The organism is Achromobacter sp. EB05 (genome assembly GCF_044232075.1).
Taxonomy (GTDB): domain Bacteria; phylum Pseudomonadota; class Gammaproteobacteria; order Burkholderiales; family Burkholderiaceae_B; genus Achromobacter; species Achromobacter dolens.
In genome coordinates, this window is sequence record NZ_CP155917.1 from 2,256,574 (window position 1) to 2,276,680 (window position 20,107).

Consider the following 20,107-nt stretch of genomic DNA (forward strand, 5'->3'; position numbering starts at 1 on the left):
TGCGTTGCGATGCCGGCGATGGCTCAAGCCGCGTGGTCATGCCAGATTTGCGATGCGTTTGGCCGCCAGCGGCCAGACCTCCGGATTGACGAGTTGCGGTGGGCGTTCGCCGCGCAGCATCGCAACGAGCTGCGTGGCCGATGAACGGGCGACGTTGCGCCGGGCTTCGTGGGTGACGCCGGCGGTGTGGAAGGTGGCGACGACGTTGGGCAGGCCCAGCAGCGGGGCGTCGCGTTCGGGCGGCTCCTGTTCCCAGACGTCCAGCCCGGCGCCGCGCAGATGCCCGGCGCGCAGCGCGTCGTGCAGTGCCGCTTCGTCGTGGATGCCGCCGCGCGCGGTCGAGAGGAACACCGCATCGCGTTTCATGGCCGCGAAGGCCTTGGCGCCGAACAGGCCGCGCGTGGAGGCGTCCAGGGGGCAATGCAGCGACACCACGTCGGACCGCGCCAGCAACTCGTCCAGCGACACCGGCTCGGCGCCGCGGTCGCGGATGGCGTCGGCGGACAGCAGCGGATCGTGCGCGATCACGCGCAGGCCGAAGCCGCGCGCAATGCGGGCGACGCTGGTGCCGATCTTGCCGATGCCGACCAGGCCGAGGACGAGGCCATGGATTTCATGGCCCATGAGATCCTCGCGCGTGAAGCCGGCATCGTGGCGCAGGCGCTGGTGCGATTCCACCACGCGCCGCTGCACGGCGAGCAGCAGCGCGTACGTGTGCTCGGCCACAGATTCCGCGTTGCCGCCCGCCTGGTTGACCACGGCGATGCCCGCCGCGGTGCAGGCCGCCACGTCGATGGTGTCGTAGCCCGCGCCACCGGACGAGACGCACACCAGGTCCGGGCATTGCGCGATCAGGTCGGCATTGACGAACCATTGCCGCGGCAGTTCGTCCTTGGCCGCGGAAACGTGATACGCATGGGCCGACTTCAGGCCGGCCAGCGTGCGCGCATCGTCGCCCCTTGCCGGCAGCACCGACAGCGAGACGCCGGGCGCGGCGCCGATGATCTCGTCGAACACCGGATTGAGCCAGAGGTCCAGGCGGCAGAGCCGGGCGGTCTGGGAGGAAGACGCCGCGTTCACAGCACGCCCCGCGCCTTGAGCGTGGCGTCGACCCAGGCGCGGTCCAGCGCGCCGCGCGCGATGTCCTCCAGCACGCGGGCTTCCGCCGCGGCGATCGCGCGCACGCGCTCCGCGATGGCGGGGGCCTCGTCGGGACGGATGGCCAGCAATCCGTCGGCATCGCCCACCAGCAGGTCGCCGGGCAGGACCACCATGCCGTCGATCGCGATCGGCACGTTGATGGCGCCGGGGCCGTCCTTGTAGGGGCCGCGATGCGCGACCCCGCGCGCATAGACGGGAAAATCGCCCGCGCCGATCGTTTCGCTATCGCGGATGGCGCCGTCGATCACGAAACCGGCCAGCCCGCGCCGGGCGGCCCAGCCAACCATGATCTCGCCGATGATGGCATTGTTCATGTCGCCGCCGGCATCGACCACGATCACGTCGCCCGGCTCGGCGGAATCGATCGCCTTGTGCACCATCAGGTTGTCGCCCGGCCGCGTGCGCACGGTGTAGGCGCGGCCGAGGATGCGGCGCGAGCGATGCATCGGGCGCAGGGCCGAGGTGCCGGTCGCGCGGCTCATCGCGTCGCTGATGTTGGCCACGGCCAACGCCTGATAGGCCGCGAGCGTTTCGCGGCTGGGGCCGGCGGGGCATGCCTGCAGGGTGAATCCGAACTCCGACATGGCGCTTTGTCTCCTTGGATGTTTGTCCGGGGGGACTCTACGCCGGGCTCATGGCGGTTTAAAGCGAATAATTTGATGTCGAAAACAACGCTTTTTGGAAAGTGTTGCATGCGGCTCGCGCCCGGGCTAGAGCATTCCGGCAGGGGCGTGAAAGTCCAGGCAGGCCTGCGCGTGCGTGCGCAGGCTTTCCAGCATGGGCCGGGTGTCGTCGCGGCGCCATTGGAAGGTATAGGCCAGGGGGCGCAAGGGCGGAAAGCGCGACAGCGGCTGCAAGTCGCCGCGCTGGATCAACACCTGGGCCCAGGCGGCAGGCAGGAAGCCCAGCCCCAGCCCTTGCCGCAGCATGGCGGCGATGCCCGGCCAGCTATTGCAGCATTGATTGCGGCCGGGCGACACGCGCTGCTCGGTCAGCCAGTCGTCGAGAATGCGGATCGCGCCCGAGCTTTGCGGCAGGGTGATGAGCGTCAGGCCCGGCAGATCGGCCGGTTCAAGCGAGGCCGCGTCGGGCACGGCCCGGGCCGATACCACCCATTCGAAATGGGCGCTGCCGATCACGCGCGAGGCGAGCGACGCTCGGGACGACGGGCCCGCGATCACCGCGAAGTCGAGCTCGCCTTCCTCCAGTCCGCGCTCGACCAGTTCGCCCACGCCCACGAAGGGCTCGACCAGCAGGTTGGGGTGGGCCTGCTGGATGACGGCGATCAGTCCGGCCATCCACGTCATGGCGGTCAGCTCGCCGGCGCCGAAGCGGCAACGGCCGGAGTAGCTGAGGTTGTTGCTGGCCTGCTGCATGAACTGGTCCGCGTTGCGCAGCAGGTCCTTGGCATGGGGCACCAGTTGCTCGCCCAGCGCGGTCAGGGTGGCGCTGCGGGCGCTGCGGCTGAACAGCGCGGCGCCGATCGAGGATTCCAGCTCGCCGATCCGCTTGGACAACGACGACACCGAAATATTCAGGCGATTCGCGGCGATGGCAAAGTTCTTGCAGGTGGCGGCCCAGTAAAAGGCCTCGAGTTGCTTGAGCGTCATGGGAAGTGAAGGGTCGGGGCGACTGCAAGGCGATTGAGGGCGAGGAAAAGTGTAATAACGAACATCAATAAAGTCACTTTATTCAAACCTCGGGCCGGCCTATATTCGTTCGCCGTTACCCATGACCCTTGCGCGGCGGATCGTCCGCCGGGCCCCGCCAGGAACCCCCGCCATGCCAGACCCGCTGCGCCGCATGCTCAGCCTGCACGACTTCGAAGCCGCCGCCCGGCGGATCCTGCCCAAGCCCCTGTATGCCTATGTGTCGGGCGCGGTGGAAGACGGGCAGTCCGAGCGGAGCAACCGGCAGGCCTTCGGCGAATACGGGTTCCGCCCGAAGGTGCTGGTGGACGTGTCGCGCCGTCATACCCGCTGCACGATATTGGGCCGCGAGTATGCGGCGCCCGTCGGCGTGGCGCCCATGGGCATTGCGGCGCTGACCAGCTATCGCGGGGACGTGGCGCTCGCCCGCGCCGCGGCCGCGGCGGGCGTGCCCTGCATCATGAGCGGGTCCTCGCTGATCCGCCTGGAAACCGTGATGGCGGCGGCCCCGGGGACCTGGTTCCAGGCCTACCTGCCCGGCGACAGCGCCCAGATTGCCGCATTGATCGACCGTGTCGCCGCCGCCGGCGTGGAAACATTGGTGCTGACGGTCGACACGCCGGTGGCCGCCAATCGCGAGAACAACGTGCGAGCGGGGTTTTCCACTCCGCTGCGACCCAGCATAGGCCTGGCCTGGCAGGGCATCACGCACCCGCGTTGGTTGATCGGGACCCTGCTGCGCACGCTGGCCCGCCACGGCATGCCGCACTTCGAAAACAACTACGCGACGCGCGGCGCGCCAATTCTGTCCAGGCATGTGCTGCGCGACTTTTCCGATCGCGGGCACCTGAACTGGCAGCACGTCGCCGCCATACGCAAGACCTGGAAAGGCCAGATGGTCCTGAAGGGCATCCTGCATCCGGACGACGCGCGCACCGCGCGCGCGCACGGCATGGACGCGGTCATCGTGTCCAACCATGGGGGGCGGCAACTGGACGGCAGCCTGGCGCCCCTGCAGGCCTTGCCCGCGATCGTGGACGCCGCGGGCGGCATGGACGTCATGCTCGACAGCGGCGTGCGACGCGGCACGGACGTGCTGAAGGCGATGGCGCTGGGCGCGCGCTGCGTATTCGTCGGCCGGCCGTTCAACTATGCGGCCACGGTGGCGGGCGAGCGCGGCGTGGCCCATGCCATCGCGCTGATCTCCGAGGAAATCAGGCGCGACATGGGTTTGCTGGGTATCGTCGATCTGCGGGAGATCAACGAGAGCTTGTTGCAACGCTGCCGATAGCCGTGCGGACGGTGCCAGGCCACGTTGGGCGCTTTTTGTCCGACACCGCGCGCCAGTCAGATACCGTGCTGGAGGCCGTCCTTCATGCGTTCGCGCCGATCACGCAGGAAGCGCGGCAGTAAGGTTCGATACCGCGCAGATCAAGTTCGAATCCCAAGCCGGGCGCTTCGGTCAGCGACAGCACGCCGTCTTTGATCCATTCCCCGTAAGTGGACGTGGCCCGAAGCGGGTTGTGGTTGACGTCCAGCTCCAGGTATCCTCCCCCTCCCGTCGCGGCGAGGACGTGAGCGGACGCAATGGCGGCGACCTGGGTTCCGAACGAATGGGGGCAGAACTGCCTGTTCGCGGCGATGGCGCGAAGTCCGACTTCGTGAGCGCCGCTGATTCCTCCCCATTTCGCCGCGTCGGGTTGAATGACATCGAGCCAGGACAGGGCGGCGACGAATTCGTCGATATCGGCAAGGTTCTCACCGGCAGCAATCGGGATTCGCGTCCTGGCTTTGAGCGCCTGCCATTCGGCGGCGGGACATTCCGGGCCCAGCGGTTCCTCGATCCAGGAAAAATCGCCGTCATCCAACTGCGCCAGCGCTTGCGTGGCAGTGGCGAGATCCCACCCGCAATTTGCATCGAGCATCATCGCCTCTGTTGGCGCCAGCGCCCGCCGTTGCCGGAGCAATAGCGGGATAGACCTGGCATCGTCGAATCCGGCCTTGAACTTGAATGCGTTATATCCCGCCTGCCGCAAGACATCCAGGCGAGCGGCCGGCGTGTCCGGGGCCAGGCCGCTCGCATAGCAGCGCATGCGGGCTTGCGTGCCCCCGAGTACGCGATACAGGGGCAGACCCATTCGCCTGGCCTGGAGATCCCAGAGCGCCGTGTCCATGCCGCCAAGAATCTGCGCGACAGGCCCTCGCTCTCCCGCCAGGCGAATGATCGGCAGCGTCAGGCTGCGCAGGCGTGCGATGGCTGGCTGCACCGCCTGGAATGTTGTGCCCACCAGCGCGGGGGCGACGAACTCGCGAAGCAGATTCAGCCGGTGCAAGGCGCCGGAAGCCGGCATGCCCGACCACACTTCGCCCCAACCGAAGGATCCGGATGCGTCCTCGACCCGGATCAGAACGGCGCCGCGTTCGCTGCGTACGCCAAAGGACGACGCGATCGACTCGGCCGGCGCGACGTACGCATAGAGCGAAACGCCAGTCACGGTCGTGGTCGGCAGCGCGGAAACCATTGTGGCCGCGGTCGCCCGCGCTGATCCGATGGACTCGTCTGCATGGCGGGGGCGAAACGAAAGCTCAGACATGTCCGTACTTGGCAAGGGCGTCCGACAGGGTAAGGCCGTGGTTCAGCTCGGCGCGCAGTTGCAGTTCCTGGGCGGTGAGCCGTTCCGCCTCGGCGAGCACGTCGTTGACATGCCGCGCGGGAATAACGATCGCGCCGTCGGCGTCGGCAAGAATGAAGTCGCCCGGGCTGACGGAGACGAGCGCGCTGGTGGCTCCCGCGAGGTAGACGGTCTCGCGAAACCCGGTAACGCGCCAGCGGCCGATGGATTGCGTCGGCGTCCGGTATTTGGCGAAGATGGGAAAGTTCATCTTGTGCAGCCAATGAATATCGCGGATTCCCCCGTCGATCAAAGCCCCCACGGCTCCCCGCTCCCGCATGCCAAGGGCGATCAGTTCGCCGAAGTAGCAGACGCCTTTGCCATCGCCGCTCCAGACGGTCACTTCATCCTCGGACACCTGTTGGCAGGCCTGCATCTTCTGTTCGTCGCCGCCGAGCGGGCCGGGGACCATCTGGCCGCGAATGGTATACGCCCAGCCCGCCAGCTTGTCCGTGCCGGTGAATTGCCTGAACTCTGGCGCAAGACTCTGGTCCATCAGGCCCATGGTGTCCATGACGTCCGCCACATTGGCGGTGTCAACCTTCAAGAATCGCGCGCGAATCTCGCGTCGGCTTTGTGCATCAATAGTCATGTCTTCTCTCGTTCAAATGGCGGGAATCAGCCCACCGTCCACGCGCAGCGACGTCCCCGTGATGTAGGACGCACATTGGCTTGCAAGAAACGCCACGGCGTTGGCGTACTCGGCGGGCTCCCCGTAGCGGCCAGCCGGAATGGTCGATGTGCTGCTGGCGGCGACCATCTCCTGCGTCAGCCCGGCCGCTTTGGCGCGAGACTGATCGAGCGCGGCAATTCGCTGGGTGGCGATGCGCCCGGGAATCACCACGTTGACGGTCACCCCGTCTTTCGCCACTTCCTGCGCCAGCGATTTCGACCAGCCCACCAAGGCGAGCCGCAAGGCATTGGAAGCCGCAAGACCCGGTATCGGAGTGACGACTCCCGAGGAGGTTGACGTGATCACCCGTCCCCAGCGCCGCGCCTGCATATCCGGCACAAGCAGCCGGGTCAGCGTCATCAACGACAGCACCATCGAATCGAAGTAGCGATGCCATTGCTGTTCGGTGATGTCGTGGGTCATGCCAGGCGCGGGGCCGCCCGAATTGTTCACCAGGATATCGATCGGCCCATTCTCCTGTTTCACCAGCATCACTTGGCGGCTGATCGACCCGACATCCGACAGATCCCAGGCGACGGGCTGCGCGATCCCGCCAAGCTCGGCAATCGCATAAGCCGCCCGCTGCGCCGAAGCAAGATCCACATCGGCCAGAATCACGCGGCACCCCTCTTGCGCGAGCGCTTTGGCAATGGCGCTACCCAGCCCACCCCCAGCACCCATCACCAGGGCGGTCCTGCCATCAATTCCCAAATCCATCACTTGTTCTCCTGCTGTAGTTCCGGGGCGGCTGCCACCACCTTTTTCGACATTTCAAGATCGGACAGCCAGATCGCCTGGAATCGCGTGGCGGAGGGCTCCCCTGGCAGCAGCGAGGATGCCGCCATCTGCTGCACGACAGCCGCGTCCTGAAAGACGCTGTCGATCGAATCCGATATCCGTTGAATCCGGTCCGCTGGCACGTCCTTCGGCGCGAAGATTCCTGCCCATGTCGTCACCACAAAGCCCGGCAATCCGCTTTCGCCCACCGTCGGGATTGACGGCGCCAACGCGAAGCGCTCCGGGCCCGTCATGGCGATACGTCGCGCCTTTCCAGAAGACACCACGGGTTCGGTGGATGGAACCGTCTCAAAAAGGAGGTCCGCCTCGCCAGACGCGACGCCCAGGGACGCGGCCGGGCTGCCATTGAAGGGCACCGCGTAGATATCGACACCGGCCATCTGCTTGAAAAGCTCAAGCGATACGTGCGAGGCGCTGCCCACCGCGGCAAACGCGCCGACCAGCTTTCCAGGCCGGTTTTTGGCTGCGGCGATGATGTCGGACACGGACTCCAGCCCCGATCCCGCGCGCGTTATCAGGCTGAAGTCCGTCTTGTATATCTGGCTGACGGCGGCGAAATCGGCGGGGAGTGATCCCGCCTGTTTGGGGTGGATGTAGGGAGAGATCGCCATGGTGCTCGATGGCGCGAGCAGCAGCGTGTAGCCGTCGTGGGCACTGCGGAGCACCTCGCGGGCTGCGAGCAGTCCATTGACGCCGGGACGGTTTTCAACGATCACGGCCTGTTTCAGATCGGCCGACAGGCGCGCAGCCACGAGCCGCCCGCCCACATCGGGGGTCGAACCGGGCGGGGTCGCAACAACAATACGAATGGGCTTTGCCGGATAGGTTTCCCCCTGTGCAAACGACACCGACGCGGAAAACGTGCAAATTACGGACAAAGCGATGGGAGCAAAGCGCATGTATGGCTCCATATGAGCGGACAGCAACTCTCGGACGGCAACTCTTCAAGGGTCGCGGTAACTTTCATGAATACTGGCTTGGATGTTGCTTCGCACCAAGCCGTCGATCCAGTGCGGCGCCTTTGGTGCTTGCCAGCAATTTACGTGGATGGGATCATCGCGTCTAATATCGTTCATGATCTAGGCGATACATGGGACATATACCCTCAGCCATCCCGGATCTTCGGGTGTTACGCCAGTTCCTGGCGGTTTCCGAGTGTGGAAGCCTGCGCAAGGCAGCGGAAGCGTTGCGGATGTCACAGCCTCCGCTCAGTGTCGCCATGCGGCAGTTGGAGCAGGCCGTGGGAACGTCGCTGTTCGTGCGGTCCGCGGTGGGCGTGCAGCTCACCGCCGCCGGGGTTGTGCTTAAAGGGGAGGCGGAAAAGCTGATCGCGCACGGCGTTCGCGCTTTCGACATGGCTCGCGCGGTCGGACGCGGGGAACTCGGAGAGGTCAGGGTTGGGTTCATCACGTCGGCGATGGTCGACCTGCTTCCTGCAGTCTTGGCGCGGTTCTCTTCGTCTCACCCGGCAGTACGGCTTCGATTGGTTGAAGGCGTATCCATCGAGATCGCCTCAATGGTGGACGAGGGCAAAATCGACCTGGGGGTGCTGACGCCGCCCGTTCCCTATCCTGCCGGAAGCCTTCATTTCCCGGTCTCTCGAGACCGCCTGGTGGCGCTGTTGCCTCGCGGGCATCCGTTTGCTTCTCGCAAAGCGATCCGTCTGGCTGAACTCAGTGACGAGCGATTCGTATCTTTCTCTGCCAGTCGCGTGCCAGCCTTTCACCAACGCATCAGCGCCGCGTGCCTCGAAGCGGGATTCCAACCGCAGATCGTTCAGGAAGCGGCGCATATCCACACGATCATCGCGCTGGTCGCCGGAAAATTGGGCGTGGCGCTGGTTCCGTCCACCGCGGCGCGCTCCGCCCGGAAAGATGTGGTCGCGGTGGCGCTACGCGACCCAAGCAAATTGCTCGATACCAGTCTGGAGGTTGTCTATCTGGAGGACACGCTTACTGTGGCCTCCCGGGCGTTTCTTGCCCATTTGAAGGGATACGCTTCAGATCCGCCGCCGGGGTTGTGACGCGTTCGTTTTTTATCGCTGCTCCATGTTCTTCGCATCAGCCGCCGGCCCGGTCAGATGCCGTCAACAAGAAGCGCTCGTCGCAAGCATTCAAAAATCTGTTCGACCTGGGCAGGGCTGATGATCAGCGGCGGCGAAATGACGATCATGTCGCCGGACGCCCGCACCAGTACGCCCTGCTCAAAGCAATGGCGGGCGACATCCGCGCCCCGCATGCCGGCCGCGCCGGCGCGCGGCGCGAGGTCGACGGCGCACAGCAGGCCGATGCTGCGCACATCGTTCACATGCGGCAGACCTTCGAGCGCCAGCGCTTGCGACTGCCAATGGGAGCTGATCTGCCGCACCCGGGCGTTGATCTCCAGGTCCTGGTGCAGACGCAGCGTCGCCAGGCCGGCCGCGCACGCCAGCGGATGGGCGGAATAGGTGTAGCCGTGCATCAGCTCCACCACCTGCGGCGGTCCGGCCATGAACGCTTCGTAGACGGCGCCGCCGACGATGACGCCGCCCATGGGCACCGCGCCGTTGGTCAGGCCTTTGGCCACGGTCATCAGGTCTGGGGTAACGCCAAACACCTGCGAGGCGAAGTTGTCGCCCACGCGCCCAAAACCGGTGATCACTTCGTCAAAGATCAACAGCACGCCATGTTGCGTGCACAGCTCGCGCAAGCGTTGCAGGTAGCCGACCGGGGGCGGATACACGCCGCCGGAACCGGTGACCGGCTCGACAATGACGGCGGCCACCGTGCCGGGGTCCTGGATGTCCAGCAACTGCGCCAGCGCTTCCGCATAGCCGGCGCCATGATCCGGTTGCCCGGCGCTAAAGCGCATGCTGGCGTCATACGGCAGCGGCAAATGGCTGACCTCGCCCAGCAGCGGCCCGAAGTCGCGCTTCTGGCGCCCGATGCCCGAGACGGACAAGCCGCCAAATCCCATGCCGTGATAGCCCTTGGCCCGGCCGATGAACTTGGTGCGGCGGCTGTCGCCACGAGCCTGATGATAGGCGCGCGCAATTTTCAAGGCGGTGTCGACGGCTTCGGAGCCGGAGTTGGTGAAGAACACTCTGGTCATGCCCTCGGGCGCCAGGGCAATCAAGGCATCCGACATGGCCTGCGCGCCCGGATGGCTCATCTTGAACGAGGAAACGAAGTCCAGGCGCGCGGCGGCCTCTTGAATGGCTTGAACGATGCTCGCCTGGCCGTGGCCGGCGTTGACGCACCACAGGCCGGCCATGGCGTCGAGAATCTGGCGGCCGTCGGGCGTGCGGTAGTACATGCCTTCGGCGCTGTCGAACATCATGGGCTGTTGGTGAAACTGCCGCATCGGGGTGAAAGGCGCCCAGAAGGCATTGGAAACGGGACTGGCGTCGGTCATGGAATCTCCTTGATGGGTTGAGCCGGCGGCCGGCTCAGGCTTGGGCCGGGCGGATGCGATAGCCCCCGTTGGCCAGCTTTTCCAGCGGGCTGGCCGCGGCCAGCAATTTGCGGGTGTAAGGGTGTTGCGGCGTGTCGAACAAGGCGTCGCGGGCGGCGATTTCGACAATTTCGCCCTGGCTCATCACCGCCACGCGATGCGCGATGCGTTCGACCGCGGCCAGATCGTGCGAGATGAACAGGCAGGCAAAGCCGTATTGCTGCTGCAGACGCTCGAACAGATCCAGAATCTGCTTCTGGATGGTCATGTCCAATGCCGAGATCGGCTCATCGGCAATGACCATCTTCGGCCGGCGTACCAGGGCGCGGCCGATGGCCACACGCTGACGCTGGCCGCCAGACAGTTGATGTGGGAAGCGGTCCCGGAACGACGGATTCAGGCCGACGTCGTTCAGCGTTTCCGCCACGCGCGCGCGGCGCTGCGCGTCGTTCAAGTCATCGCAATGCCGCAGGGGTTCGGCCAGGATCTGCCCGATTCGCATGCGCGGGTCCAGCGAGGAATACGGATCCTGAAAGATCATCTGGCATTGCAGGCGGGCGCGGCGGTTGACGGACTTGAGCAGGTCCACGCCTTCGAACCTGATGCTCCCGGCGCGGGGTTTGACCAATCCGGCCACCGCGCGCCCCAGCGTCGTCTTGCCGGAACCGCTGCCTCCGACAAGCGCCAGCGTTTCACCTGGCGCGATGCTCAGGTCCACGCCGCGCACCACGCGATAGGCGGCGCCGCGCTGCCAGAAGCTGCGCGGACCGGGGTACTCGACGCATACGTCCTTGACCTCGACCAGCGGTGCGCTGGCATGGGGCAAGGGCGGCAGGACACCGCGGCGGGGCAGTGCCTCCAGCAACTGACGGGTGTATTCGGCTCGCGGGTTCAACAGGATCGAGGCCGTGGGCCCCTGTTCGACCGCCTGCCCATTTCGCATGACCACAACCTTGTGGGCATAGCGCGCCACCAGCGAAAGGTCATGGCTGATGAACAGCACGGCCGTGCCTTGTTCACGCGTGAGCTCCAGCATCAGTTCGATGACATCGAGCTGGGCCAGGCAGTCAAGCGCCGTGGTGGGCTCATCCGCGATCAGCAACGCCGGACGCAGCAGCATGACGGACGCCAGCATGATGCGCTGGCGCATGCCGCCCGAGAACTCATGCGGATAAGCGGTCAGGCAGCGTACCGGGTCCTTGATGCCGATGCGCTCCAGCATGGTGAGACAACGCTGGCGGATCTCGGCCGCGCCGAGCCGCGTATGCAGCTTGAGCGCTTCGCTCATTTGGCGGCCGATGGTCAGTGCCGGGTTGAGCGACACCATGGGTTCCTGGAAAACCATGCCGATCTCGGCCCCGCGAACCCGGCGCAAGGCGCGGGCATTGCGCGTGTCCAGCGTCCGGCCCTTGAAGCCGATGCTGCCGTCCGCCACCTGCATGGGGGCGGGCAACAGGCCGATGACGGCGCGCGCCGCCATGGTTTTGCCGCTGCCCGACTCTCCCACCAGCGCCAGGATTTCGCCTGGCGCCAGCTCGAAGCTGACATCGTTCACGGCCAGCGGGCCATCCACGCCGGCACGAATCTTCAGGTGCTTCACAGACAACAGGGGTGCGTTCTCGGTCATGTTCATTTCCTCATGCGCGGATCGAGGCGATCACGCAGGGCATCGCCAAACAGATTGATACCCAGCAGGGCCATGCTGATCAGCACACCGGGAAACACGCCCAGCCATGCGGCCGACGCAATGTAGGGACGGCTGGCCGCCAGCATGCTGCCCCAGGTGGCCGCGGGCGGCGGTACGCCCAGTCCGAGAAAGCTCAGTGCGCTTTCGGACAGCAAGGCCCAGCCGAACATGCTGGTGGCCAGCACGCACACGGGCGCGAGGCAGTTGGGAACGATGTGGCGGAACATCGTGTATAGCTCGGAATTGCCAATGACCCGGGAGGCCTCGATGAATTCGCGCTCACGCAGCGACAGCACGCTGCCGCGAACCACCCGCACCACCGACGGCGTGTAGGCCATGCCCAACGCCAGGACGATGCTGTACTGGCTGGCGCCCAGCACGGCCATAATGCCCAGGGCCAGCAAAATGCCGGGAAAGGCCAGCAGGGCGTCGTTGAACATCATCAGGATGCGGTCGGTCCAGCCGCGCAGGTAGCCGGCCAGCATACCGATCAGGGTGCCGCATCCCAACGCCACCGCCACGGACAGGAGGCTGATCCACAGGCTGGTCGATGCGCCGATGATCAGCCGGCTCAGGACGTCGCGGCCGAACTCGTCCGTGCCCAGCCAGTGCCGCGCGCCGGGCGCCTGCAGCCGAAGGCTCAGATCGAGCTTGAGCGGGTCGTACGGCGTCCACACCAGGCCCAGCAGCGCCAGCGCGACCAATCCCAGCAGAAGGCCGCCGCCAATCAAGGCATTGAGCGCGGGCAGGCCGCGGCGCCGCACGGGGGCGGCCGGCAAGGAGATGACGTCGCCATTCATAGTTTCACCCTGGGATCAAAGACCGGATACAGCAGGTCAACGATCAAATTCACCACCACATAGATGCTGGTGATCAACAAAAGACACCCCTGCAGGACCGGATAGTCACGGGCAAAGATCGAATCCACCATGAGCCGGCCGATGCCGGGCAGGGTGAAGACGGTTTCCAACACCGCAATGCCGCCCAGCAGATTGCCCAGGATCAGGCCCACGAGCGTCCAGGTCGGCGCAAAGGCGTTACGCAAGGCATGGCCCCACAGCACCGCCGATTCCGACAGGCCCTTGGCGCGGGCGTGGGCGATGTATTCCAGCCGCAAGACCTCGATCGTGCTGGCGCGGGCCATGCGGGCGATGGAGCCGAACTCCACGAGCGTCAGCGTCACCACCGGCAGGACCAGATAGCTCAGGCCGCGCAACGGATCCGCGCTGACACTGACGTAGCCGACGATGGGCAGCCACCCTAGCGTCATGCCGAAGCAGTACAGCAGCAGCAAGCCCAGCCAGAAGGCGGGAATTGACAGCAGCAGGGTGGCGCCGGCGACCAGGCCCAGATCCATCAGGCTGTTCTGCTTCCAGGCGGCGTAAAGGCCCACGGGAACGGCCAGCAGCACTGCCAGTCCCACCGAGATCAGCACGATGACGGCGCTGACGCTGAAGCGCTCGACCAGGAGGCCCAGCACCGGCTGGCTGCTACTGATCGACAAGCCGAAGTCGCCGCCCAGCACCGCCCGTATCCAGATCAGGTACTGGGTCACGAATGAGTGATCCAGTCCCAGGGCCTTGCGCATGTCGGCAAGGCTTTGCGCGTCCGCCATATCCCCCAGCATCAGCAGGGCGGGGTCGCCCGGGATGAAGCGGATCAGGCCGAAAACCATGATCGAGATCAGCAGCAGGGTGGGCAGCGCCATGCCCAGGCGCTGAATGAAGAATCGCAACATGACGGGCCTATTTCGTGGTCGCCGCCAAAGACACGCCCCACAGGCGCGGCTTGGAAATCGGCCAGGTTCGATAGCCCTGGACGCCATCACGGAAGGCGCCGATGGCGGTCCCGTTGTAGATGATGACCATGGGCACGTCCTTGATCAGCATGTCGTGCAACCGATCGAATAGCGCCTGGCGCCTGGCCGGATCGGCTTCGCGCATGGCCTGGCGCAGGATGTCGATGGCTTCACCGTTGTCCCAGACCTTGCGGGCCTCCCTGGACTTGTCACCCAGTATCTGCTCGAAACTCAAGGCCGGGTCGAAGCGGGGAGAATACGAGAACGCCATCATCTGATAGTTGCCGCTCTGGTAGCGTTCAAGCTGCGTGCCCCACTCCAGCGTCTCCATCTGGATGTTGATGCCCACGGCCGCCAGCATGGCCTGACTCAGAATGCCCATATCGAACATCTGCGGGTAGCGCTTGTTCACAATCATCTTGATCGGCTGACCGCGATAGCCGGCCGCGCTCAGCAAGGCGCGGGCCTCGGCCAGATCGGTGCGGTAGCCCTTGGCCGTCGCCGCGTCATAGTAGGTGCTGCTGCTGGGCACGGCCGAATTGTTGACCTTGGACAGTCCGCTGGACAGCGTGGCCACCATCTGGCCGTAGTCCAGCGACAGCGCAATGGCGCGGCGGATACGCACATCCTTGAGCAAAGGGTCGCGGGTCTGGAACAGCAGGCCGTTGATGGACATTGCCGGGCTGACCTGGACGGTCAACCCCTTGACCTGCTTCAAGTCAGCCGCGTCGGTCGCCGTTACGTCGGGCAGCAGATCGACGCCGCGCGCCATCAGCGCGGCCTTGGCCGTCGCATTGTCGGGGATCACGACAAAGCGCACCTGGTCCACCAGCGCGGCCTTGTTGCCGGTATACCCGTCAGGCTTTGCCTCGGCACGCGGCGCATAGTCAGCAAAGCGTTGCAGCTCCACATATTGCCCGCGTTGCCATTGCCCCAGCTTGAACGGCCCGGTTCCCACCGGCGAGCGCCACGCGCCTTCCGGCGTCAGCGAATCCGGATGCAGAATGCCCGTGCCCCCGCAATCGGTTCTGGCCATCGTCGCCAGAAACAAGGCGTTGGGCTGTTCCAGGGTGAACACCACGGTCATCGGGTCCGGGCTGCTGATGTCCTGCACCTTTAGCAAGCCGCGGCCGTCGAAGTCGCCCAGGCAGCGCCATTGCGTCTTGGGATCGAGGTAGCGGCGCCAGGTCCACAAGACTTCGGCGGCGGTCAGCGGCGCCCCGTTATGAAACCGCACGCCCTCGCGCAGTTTGAAGCGGTAGCTGCGTCCATCATCAGAAACCGTGATCGAGTCGGCCAGCAACGGCCCCACGGTCGCGTCTTCGCGGTAGGCCACCAGGCCTTCCACTATATGCATGACGACGGCGTCGGTGTTCTCGTCCCGGTTGACGCCGGGGTCGGTGCTGCGGATATCACCGCTGATGCCGACCTGAATCCGTGATGGCTCGGCGGCGAGACTTCCGGCCGTTGCCAGCGTCAACGCCAGCGCGGCGTACCCCAGGGCGGCCTTTACACTGTTGCGCATGAAGTAATCCTCCTTCAATGGGTGGGCGGCGCGGCCAGGACCTGGCCGTGCCGCTTGTGCTTATTGCTGCGCCTGGCGAGCCCGCCGTTCGCGCAACACCGCCGCGAAAAATTTCTGCGCGGCCGGCATGACTTTGATGCCCATGTGGGGCACGTTGGGAATCTGATCCAGCGTGGCGCTCACCCCCGCCGCTTCGAAGCTGGCGCGCAGGCGTTCCAGCCGCTCGGGCCGGGTGCGGCCGGCGTCGTTGGCGCCTTCCATGTAGTGCTTGCCGCCGGGGCGATGGGTGATTTCCCAGGTTTCGAGATCCGCCGCGCCGACCACCATGTGGATGGGGACCTGACGCAGCGCATCAAGGTTCAGCGCCTTGCCAAACCGCGTCTCCATGTCCGCGACGCCCACCCACCACTTGCGCGCGGTGTCCAGCAGCGTGACCGAACCCGGCGCGCCGATCGATGCGGCCCAGAGCCTGTCGGGGTGCAGGTAGCAGAAGCGATTGGTGAACTGGCCGCCGCCCGAATAGCCAAAGAGGGCAAAGGTGTCGAAGTTGCGGCCGTACTTCTTGCCGACCTCGGCGACCATATCCAGCAGGATCTGGTCATAGCGGATATCCCCTTCAAGAATCTGCTTGTAGCCGTCGCCGTTGCCATCGCCCAGCACGCCCACCGGAAACAGCGGCGCCAGGATGACGCAGTCGTTCCAGCGGCCAAACTCGGCAAAGCTGTTCCGGTAGGTTTCCATCGCGCGGTTGGACCCGTGCACGACCACCACGAGATCCACGGGACGCGTTGCGTCTTCGATGGATTCGGGAACGTAAAGACAATAGGCGAAGCGTTTGTCGCCCGCATGGGCATAGACCGTTGTCGGCCCTTGGTCGTATAGACGCCGCGCGTTTTGCCGCGCCAGCAGGTCGGCCTGGGAATCCGGGGTAGCAGTGCTCATGGTCTACACCATTCAATGAGAAGACCCGCAGTATCCGCCAGTGCCTATACAAAGAAAATCTAATTTAGTTTTAATTAGAGTAAAGTAAATCTTTATATAAAAATCGCCTCGCGCCATGAGCAGCATCCGGTTTCTCAGAACATTCATTGCCGTCGCGGAGGAGGGCAGCTTTGCCGCCGCGGCCGACCGGGTCGCGTTGACTAGCGCCGCCGTCGGTCAGCAAATGCGCGCGCTTGAAGACGAAATGCGCCGTACGTTGTTCGAGCGCAATCACAGACAGACGAGTTTGAGTCGCGACGGGACGCTGCTGCTTCCGCGCGCCAGGCGCTTGGTGGCCGATTACGAAGCAATGCTTGAAGACCCGGATCGGGATTTGCGCATGGAAGGCGAAATCACCGTGGGCGGCATCATTTCGGCCATGGGGCTGCTGGCCAATTGCCTGGTGCAGCTAAAGGCCATCCATCCCAAAGTGTCGGTCACGCTGACCAGCGCGCGTTCTGATGAGCTGGCGCCGCTGCTGCTGGCCGGCGAGCTGGATGCGGCGGTCGTGGTGAAGTCGCCCAGGCAGGAATTCAAAGGGCTGAGCTGCTCGCGGCTCTATGACGAACCGCTGATCCTGCTGGCCAGCGCGCAGGCCCATGCAAAAACGCCGGACATCACCGAGCTGCTGGCCACTCAGCCCTACATCCGCTATGACCGCAATACCGCCACCGGTTCCAAAGCCGATCGGGTGCTGCACCGATTGCGAGTCAAACCGCAGGAAATCCTGGAGCTGAACTCGATCCTTGGCATTGCGGCGCTGGTGCGCCAGCAAGTGGGCGTCAGCTTGGTGCCCTTGTTGCAAAACGTCCATTGGAACAAAGACCCGGCATTGAAAGTGCTGCCGTTGCCGGGGCCACAGGAGTTTCGCAGCATCAGCATCGTGGAACAGGGGCGCAAACGCCATCTGACTGGCGAAATCAACAGGTTGTTGCGCATGGCTTTCGACCTGCGCGGCTCGCCCTAGATCGCGTCTCTGGCCCAGGCAGCAAGCAGGCGTTACCCCACGGCGGCCGTTGCCGGGGCGCTTGAGAGGCGGACGTCCGACGTACTCAGGGCGCCGCGTCTTCGGTCCACCCTGCCAGTCTGGAAATGGCGCGGGACTTTTCGAGCAGCAACTGCGCCGTATCGGACGCCAAGTCGTCATCAATCGCGCCCACCGGCCCCATCAGCGTGATGCCGGCCGTCATGGAGCCTAGCATGTCGAATACAGGCGCCGACAAGGACGTGAAATGCGGGAGCAGCGCATGTCGGCAGCGGCTGATGTGATGTTTTCTCACTTCTTCGCGAATCGCCTCGACCTCCTGGGGCGTATAGCGATGCGCGGCCTGTGCGTCATAGCGGTCTGCCGGCGTCTCCATTTCAATGTCGAGGAGTTCGCGCGTACTCGCCGCCGGCAGGTGCGCCAGAAAGTTGCGCCCCAGCGCGGATGACAACAGAGGCAGCACGCTGCCCACGCGCAGTTCCAGCAACGGACGGCTGCGGGCGCCTTCGACGCGATAAACGATAGTTGGGCCTTTGTTGCCCCACACGCCCAGAAATACCGTGTGGCCGGTGATCGCGGCGACTTCCTCCATGATCGGGCGCGCACTGCTGAACACATCGAATTGCTCCAGGGCTGCCAGCCCCAGTCGCAGGGCATACGGCCCCAGGCCGTAGTGGCCTGTGTCGGCGTGCTGCTGGACGACGCCCACCTTCTGGAAGCTCACCAGGTAGTAATGGACGTTGGGCACGGTCAGGTCACAGGCGTCGGCGATGTCCTTCAGGGGCGTGGGGCGGCCAGCCTTGCGGATGACGTCAAGGATACGAAAGCCCACTTCTATCGATTGAATACCTCGGCGACCCGGGGCCGTCGCCTGTTCCGAATCGTTTTTCGCCGTAATGGCGGACTTGGCCATGCACCCCCCTCCTCGAATCCTGTGGCGAGAAGTGTAACAGTGACCCAGGCGCGTTCCGCGCGGGGCCCTTGTGGCTGCCAGGGGTTTCCCCTAGTTCTGAAAAGCCGTTCGCGAGTTTGATAATAGTTAAGCGATACAGCATTATCAATTTATAACTTCGGGGAATACACGCATGGAAGCGCACGTCGCGATGCAAGGGACCGGCACGGGTTCGATGCTCAGCAGAAGGGAAGAACGCCAGGTGGTTGTGGCGTCGACACTGGGCACGCTGTTCGAGTGGTATGACTTCTTCATCTACGGGACCCTGGCTGTCTTCATGAGCCAAGTGCTGTTTCCGCAGGACAATCCCACTGTCGCGTTGCTGGCGGCGTTGGGTGCGCTGGCGGTGGGGTTCATCATCAGGCCACTGGGCGCGGTCATGTTCGGCTATCTGGGCGACAAGTTGGGCCGCAAGTACACCTTTTTGATCACGGTGGTGATGATGGGCGGCGCGACGGTGCTGATCGGTTGTCTGCCCAGCTATCAATCGGCGGGACACTTGTCGTGGATCCTGCTGCTGACTTTGCGTGTGGTACAGGGCCTGGCCGTGGGTGGCGAGTACGGGGGAGCCGTGATCTATGTGGCGGAACACTGCGAGCCGAAGCGTCGCGGGCTGCTGACCGGATGGATCCAGATCACGTCCTCGACGGGACTGATCTTGTCCCTGGTCGTGATTCTCTGCACTCAGGCCTCCATGAGCGTGGAGGAGTTTCGTCAATGGGGCTGGCGCTTGCCGTTCATTCTGTCGATCGTGATGTTGGCCGTCTCGATCTACGTGCGGGCCAAGTTGCACGAGTCGCCTGTGTTCACCCGCATGAAGCAGCAGAACCGTTTGTCCCGAAATCCGGTCAAGGAGACCTTCGGCCAATGGCCCAGCCTGAAACTGGTGCTGCTGGCGCTAGTGGGCGTGACCGCGGGGCAGGGGGCGACGTATTTCACCGGCCAGTTTTACGTCATGATCTTCATGCAGCAGGCCGTGCAATTGGATCAGACCAGCGTCTATACACTGATCCTGATCGGTTTCATCATTGGTGCGCCGACTTTCGTGCTGTTCGGTTGGTTGTCCGACCGCATAGGCCGCAAGTGGATCATGATGGCCGGACTGTTCATTGCGGCGATCGGCTATCACTCGATGTTCGACGCGCTGCTCAAGGCTGGCAACCCCGCCTTGGCGCAAGCCATGCAGAGCACGCCGGTGCGCATACACGCCGACGCCAGCGGCGGGGCCTGCGACTTCGGGCTGCAAGCCGCCATGATCGGCAGCCACGCAGACCATAAGAAGGTTTGCGTGCAAGCCAAGAAATTCCTGGTTGGCAAGGGCATCAGTTTTGAGTACGCCGCGCCCTTGCCTGGCCAGTCCATTGCCATGAGCGTGGGGGCCACCACGGTCAACGGCTTTGACCGCGCCGCTTATGCCCGCGCGCTGACCTCTGCCGGCTATCCCGACCGTGCGGATCCCGCACGCGTCGATCGCGCCACCATCATCTTGATCCTGGTGTTGATGACCGCCGTTGTGGCGATGGTCTACGGTCCGGTCGCATCCTACCTGGTTGAGCTGTTCCCGGCCCGCATCCGCTATACCGCGCTGTCCTTCCCGTATCACATTGGTGCCGGCATATTCGGCGGCATCGTGCCCTTCACTGCCACTTACCTGGCCCAGGCCAGCGGCGACATCTTTGGCGGCCTGATGTATCCCGTCATCGTGACCGCGGTGGTCGGTATCGTCGGCACGCTGTTCCTGCCAAACACCCGCGCTCGTGCCATTGACGAAGACCCCGCGCACTGAACCGATAA

At 64.7% G+C, this 20,107-nt stretch carries 18 protein-coding genes; 4 read left to right on the forward strand and 14 right to left on the reverse strand.

The window, feature by feature from the left end; genetic code table 11:
* Positions 1-36: 36 nt before the first annotated feature.
* From AAID08_RS10390 to AAID08_RS10400, 3 genes are all read right to left on the reverse strand, one after another.
* Positions 37-1,080 (reverse strand): hydroxyacid dehydrogenase, encoded by a 1,044-nt coding sequence (locus tag AAID08_RS10390; protein ID WP_395757609.1) that lies wholly within the window; start codon positions 1,078-1,080, stop codon positions 37-39.
* Positions 1,077-1,745, reverse strand: coding sequence for an RraA family protein (locus AAID08_RS10395; RefSeq protein ID WP_054416106.1), 669 nt, complete (start codon positions 1,743-1,745; stop codon positions 1,077-1,079). The genes AAID08_RS10390 and AAID08_RS10395 overlap by 4 nt, the downstream gene beginning before the upstream one ends.
* A 126-nt stretch (positions 1,746-1,871) precedes the next feature.
* Entirely contained in the window at positions 1,872-2,771 is a 900-nt protein-coding gene (locus AAID08_RS10400; RefSeq protein WP_049074773.1) for a LysR family transcriptional regulator, read from the reverse strand.
* 172 nt (positions 2,772-2,943) lie between these two features.
* Here AAID08_RS10400 and AAID08_RS10405 point away from each other — a divergent pair, with 172 nt between their 5' ends.
* A complete protein-coding gene (locus tag AAID08_RS10405) occupies positions 2,944-4,101 on the forward strand; it encodes an alpha-hydroxy acid oxidase (RefSeq protein ID WP_395757610.1) in 1,158 nt (385 codons plus the stop codon).
* Positions 4,102-4,183: 82 nt separating this feature from the next.
* Here the strand turns inward: AAID08_RS10405 and AAID08_RS10410 are convergent, their stop codons facing one another.
* The 4 genes from AAID08_RS10410 to AAID08_RS10425 form a co-directional block, all read right to left on the reverse strand.
* Positions 4,184-5,332, reverse strand: coding sequence for a mandelate racemase/muconate lactonizing enzyme family protein (locus AAID08_RS10410; protein WP_395757611.1), 1,149 nt, complete (start codon positions 5,330-5,332; stop codon positions 4,184-4,186).
* 64 nt (positions 5,333-5,396) lie between these two features.
* Positions 5,397-6,074: an RraA family protein gene (locus AAID08_RS10415; protein ID WP_175188876.1), complete on the reverse strand. Its 678-nt coding sequence runs from the start codon at positions 6,072-6,074 to the stop codon at positions 5,397-5,399.
* 12 nt (positions 6,075-6,086) lie between these two features.
* On the reverse strand, positions 6,087-6,872 hold the full coding sequence (locus tag AAID08_RS10420) for an SDR family oxidoreductase (protein ID WP_054504006.1): 786 nt from the start codon (positions 6,870-6,872) through the stop codon (positions 6,087-6,089).
* Positions 6,872-7,852 (reverse strand): Bug family tripartite tricarboxylate transporter substrate binding protein, encoded by a 981-nt coding sequence (locus AAID08_RS10425; RefSeq protein ID WP_395757612.1) that lies wholly within the window; start codon positions 7,850-7,852, stop codon positions 6,872-6,874. Before AAID08_RS10425 ends, AAID08_RS10420 begins: the two co-directional genes overlap by 1 nt.
* 191 nt (positions 7,853-8,043) lie before the next feature.
* Here AAID08_RS10425 and AAID08_RS10430 point away from each other — a divergent pair, with 191 nt between their 5' ends.
* Complete coding sequence (locus tag AAID08_RS10430) at positions 8,044-8,976, forward strand: LysR family transcriptional regulator (RefSeq protein WP_175168082.1); 933 nt, start codon at positions 8,044-8,046, stop codon at positions 8,974-8,976.
* A gap of 53 nt (positions 8,977-9,029) precedes the next feature.
* On the opposite strand, the gene AAID08_RS10435 is transcribed toward AAID08_RS10430, so the two are convergent.
* The 6 genes from AAID08_RS10435 to AAID08_RS10460 are packed head-to-tail and all read right to left on the reverse strand — an operon-like array spanning position 9,030 to position 16,337.
* Positions 9,030-10,346 carry an aminotransferase class III-fold pyridoxal phosphate-dependent enzyme gene (locus AAID08_RS10435; RefSeq protein ID WP_395757613.1) on the reverse strand — a complete coding sequence of 439 codons (1,317 nt, stop codon included), beginning with the start codon at positions 10,344-10,346 and terminating at the stop codon, positions 9,030-9,032.
* Between the two features lie 34 nt (positions 10,347-10,380).
* Positions 10,381-12,018 (reverse strand): ABC transporter ATP-binding protein, encoded by a 1,638-nt coding sequence (locus tag AAID08_RS10440; protein ID WP_395757614.1) that lies wholly within the window; start codon positions 12,016-12,018, stop codon positions 10,381-10,383.
* On the reverse strand, positions 12,015-12,872 hold the full coding sequence (locus AAID08_RS10445) for an ABC transporter permease (protein ID WP_049074743.1): 858 nt from the start codon (positions 12,870-12,872) through the stop codon (positions 12,015-12,017). The genes AAID08_RS10440 and AAID08_RS10445 overlap by 4 nt, the downstream gene beginning before the upstream one ends.
* Complete coding sequence (locus tag AAID08_RS10450; protein ID WP_054416094.1) at positions 12,869-13,810, reverse strand: ABC transporter permease; 942 nt, start codon at positions 13,808-13,810, stop codon at positions 12,869-12,871. Before AAID08_RS10450 ends, AAID08_RS10445 begins: the two co-directional genes overlap by 4 nt.
* Positions 13,811-13,817: 7 nt before the next feature.
* The gene (locus AAID08_RS10455; protein ID WP_395757615.1) at positions 13,818-15,413 is read right to left on the reverse strand and encodes an ABC transporter substrate-binding protein; all 1,596 of its coding nucleotides are present in this window, start codon (positions 15,411-15,413) and stop codon (positions 13,818-13,820) included.
* A gap of 42 nt (positions 15,414-15,455) precedes the next feature.
* Complete coding sequence (locus AAID08_RS10460) at positions 15,456-16,337, reverse strand: hypothetical protein (RefSeq protein ID WP_059269900.1); 882 nt, start codon at positions 16,335-16,337, stop codon at positions 15,456-15,458.
* A gap of 115 nt (positions 16,338-16,452) precedes the next feature.
* Between AAID08_RS10460 and AAID08_RS10465 the strand changes: the two genes are divergently transcribed.
* Complete coding sequence (locus AAID08_RS10465) at positions 16,453-17,343, forward strand: LysR substrate-binding domain-containing protein (protein WP_054504013.1); 891 nt, start codon at positions 16,453-16,455, stop codon at positions 17,341-17,343.
* Between the two features lie 85 nt (positions 17,344-17,428).
* On the opposite strand, the gene AAID08_RS10470 is transcribed toward AAID08_RS10465, so the two are convergent.
* The gene (locus tag AAID08_RS10470) at positions 17,429-18,274 is read right to left on the reverse strand and encodes an IclR family transcriptional regulator (RefSeq protein WP_054504014.1); all 846 of its coding nucleotides are present in this window, start codon (positions 18,272-18,274) and stop codon (positions 17,429-17,431) included.
* A 172-nt stretch (positions 18,275-18,446) separates the two neighbouring features.
* Between AAID08_RS10470 and AAID08_RS10475 the strand changes: the two genes are divergently transcribed.
* Complete coding sequence (locus AAID08_RS10475) at positions 18,447-20,099, forward strand: MFS transporter (protein ID WP_336235949.1); 1,653 nt, start codon at positions 18,447-18,449, stop codon at positions 20,097-20,099.
* The last annotated feature ends 8 nt before the right edge of the window (positions 20,100-20,107 follow it).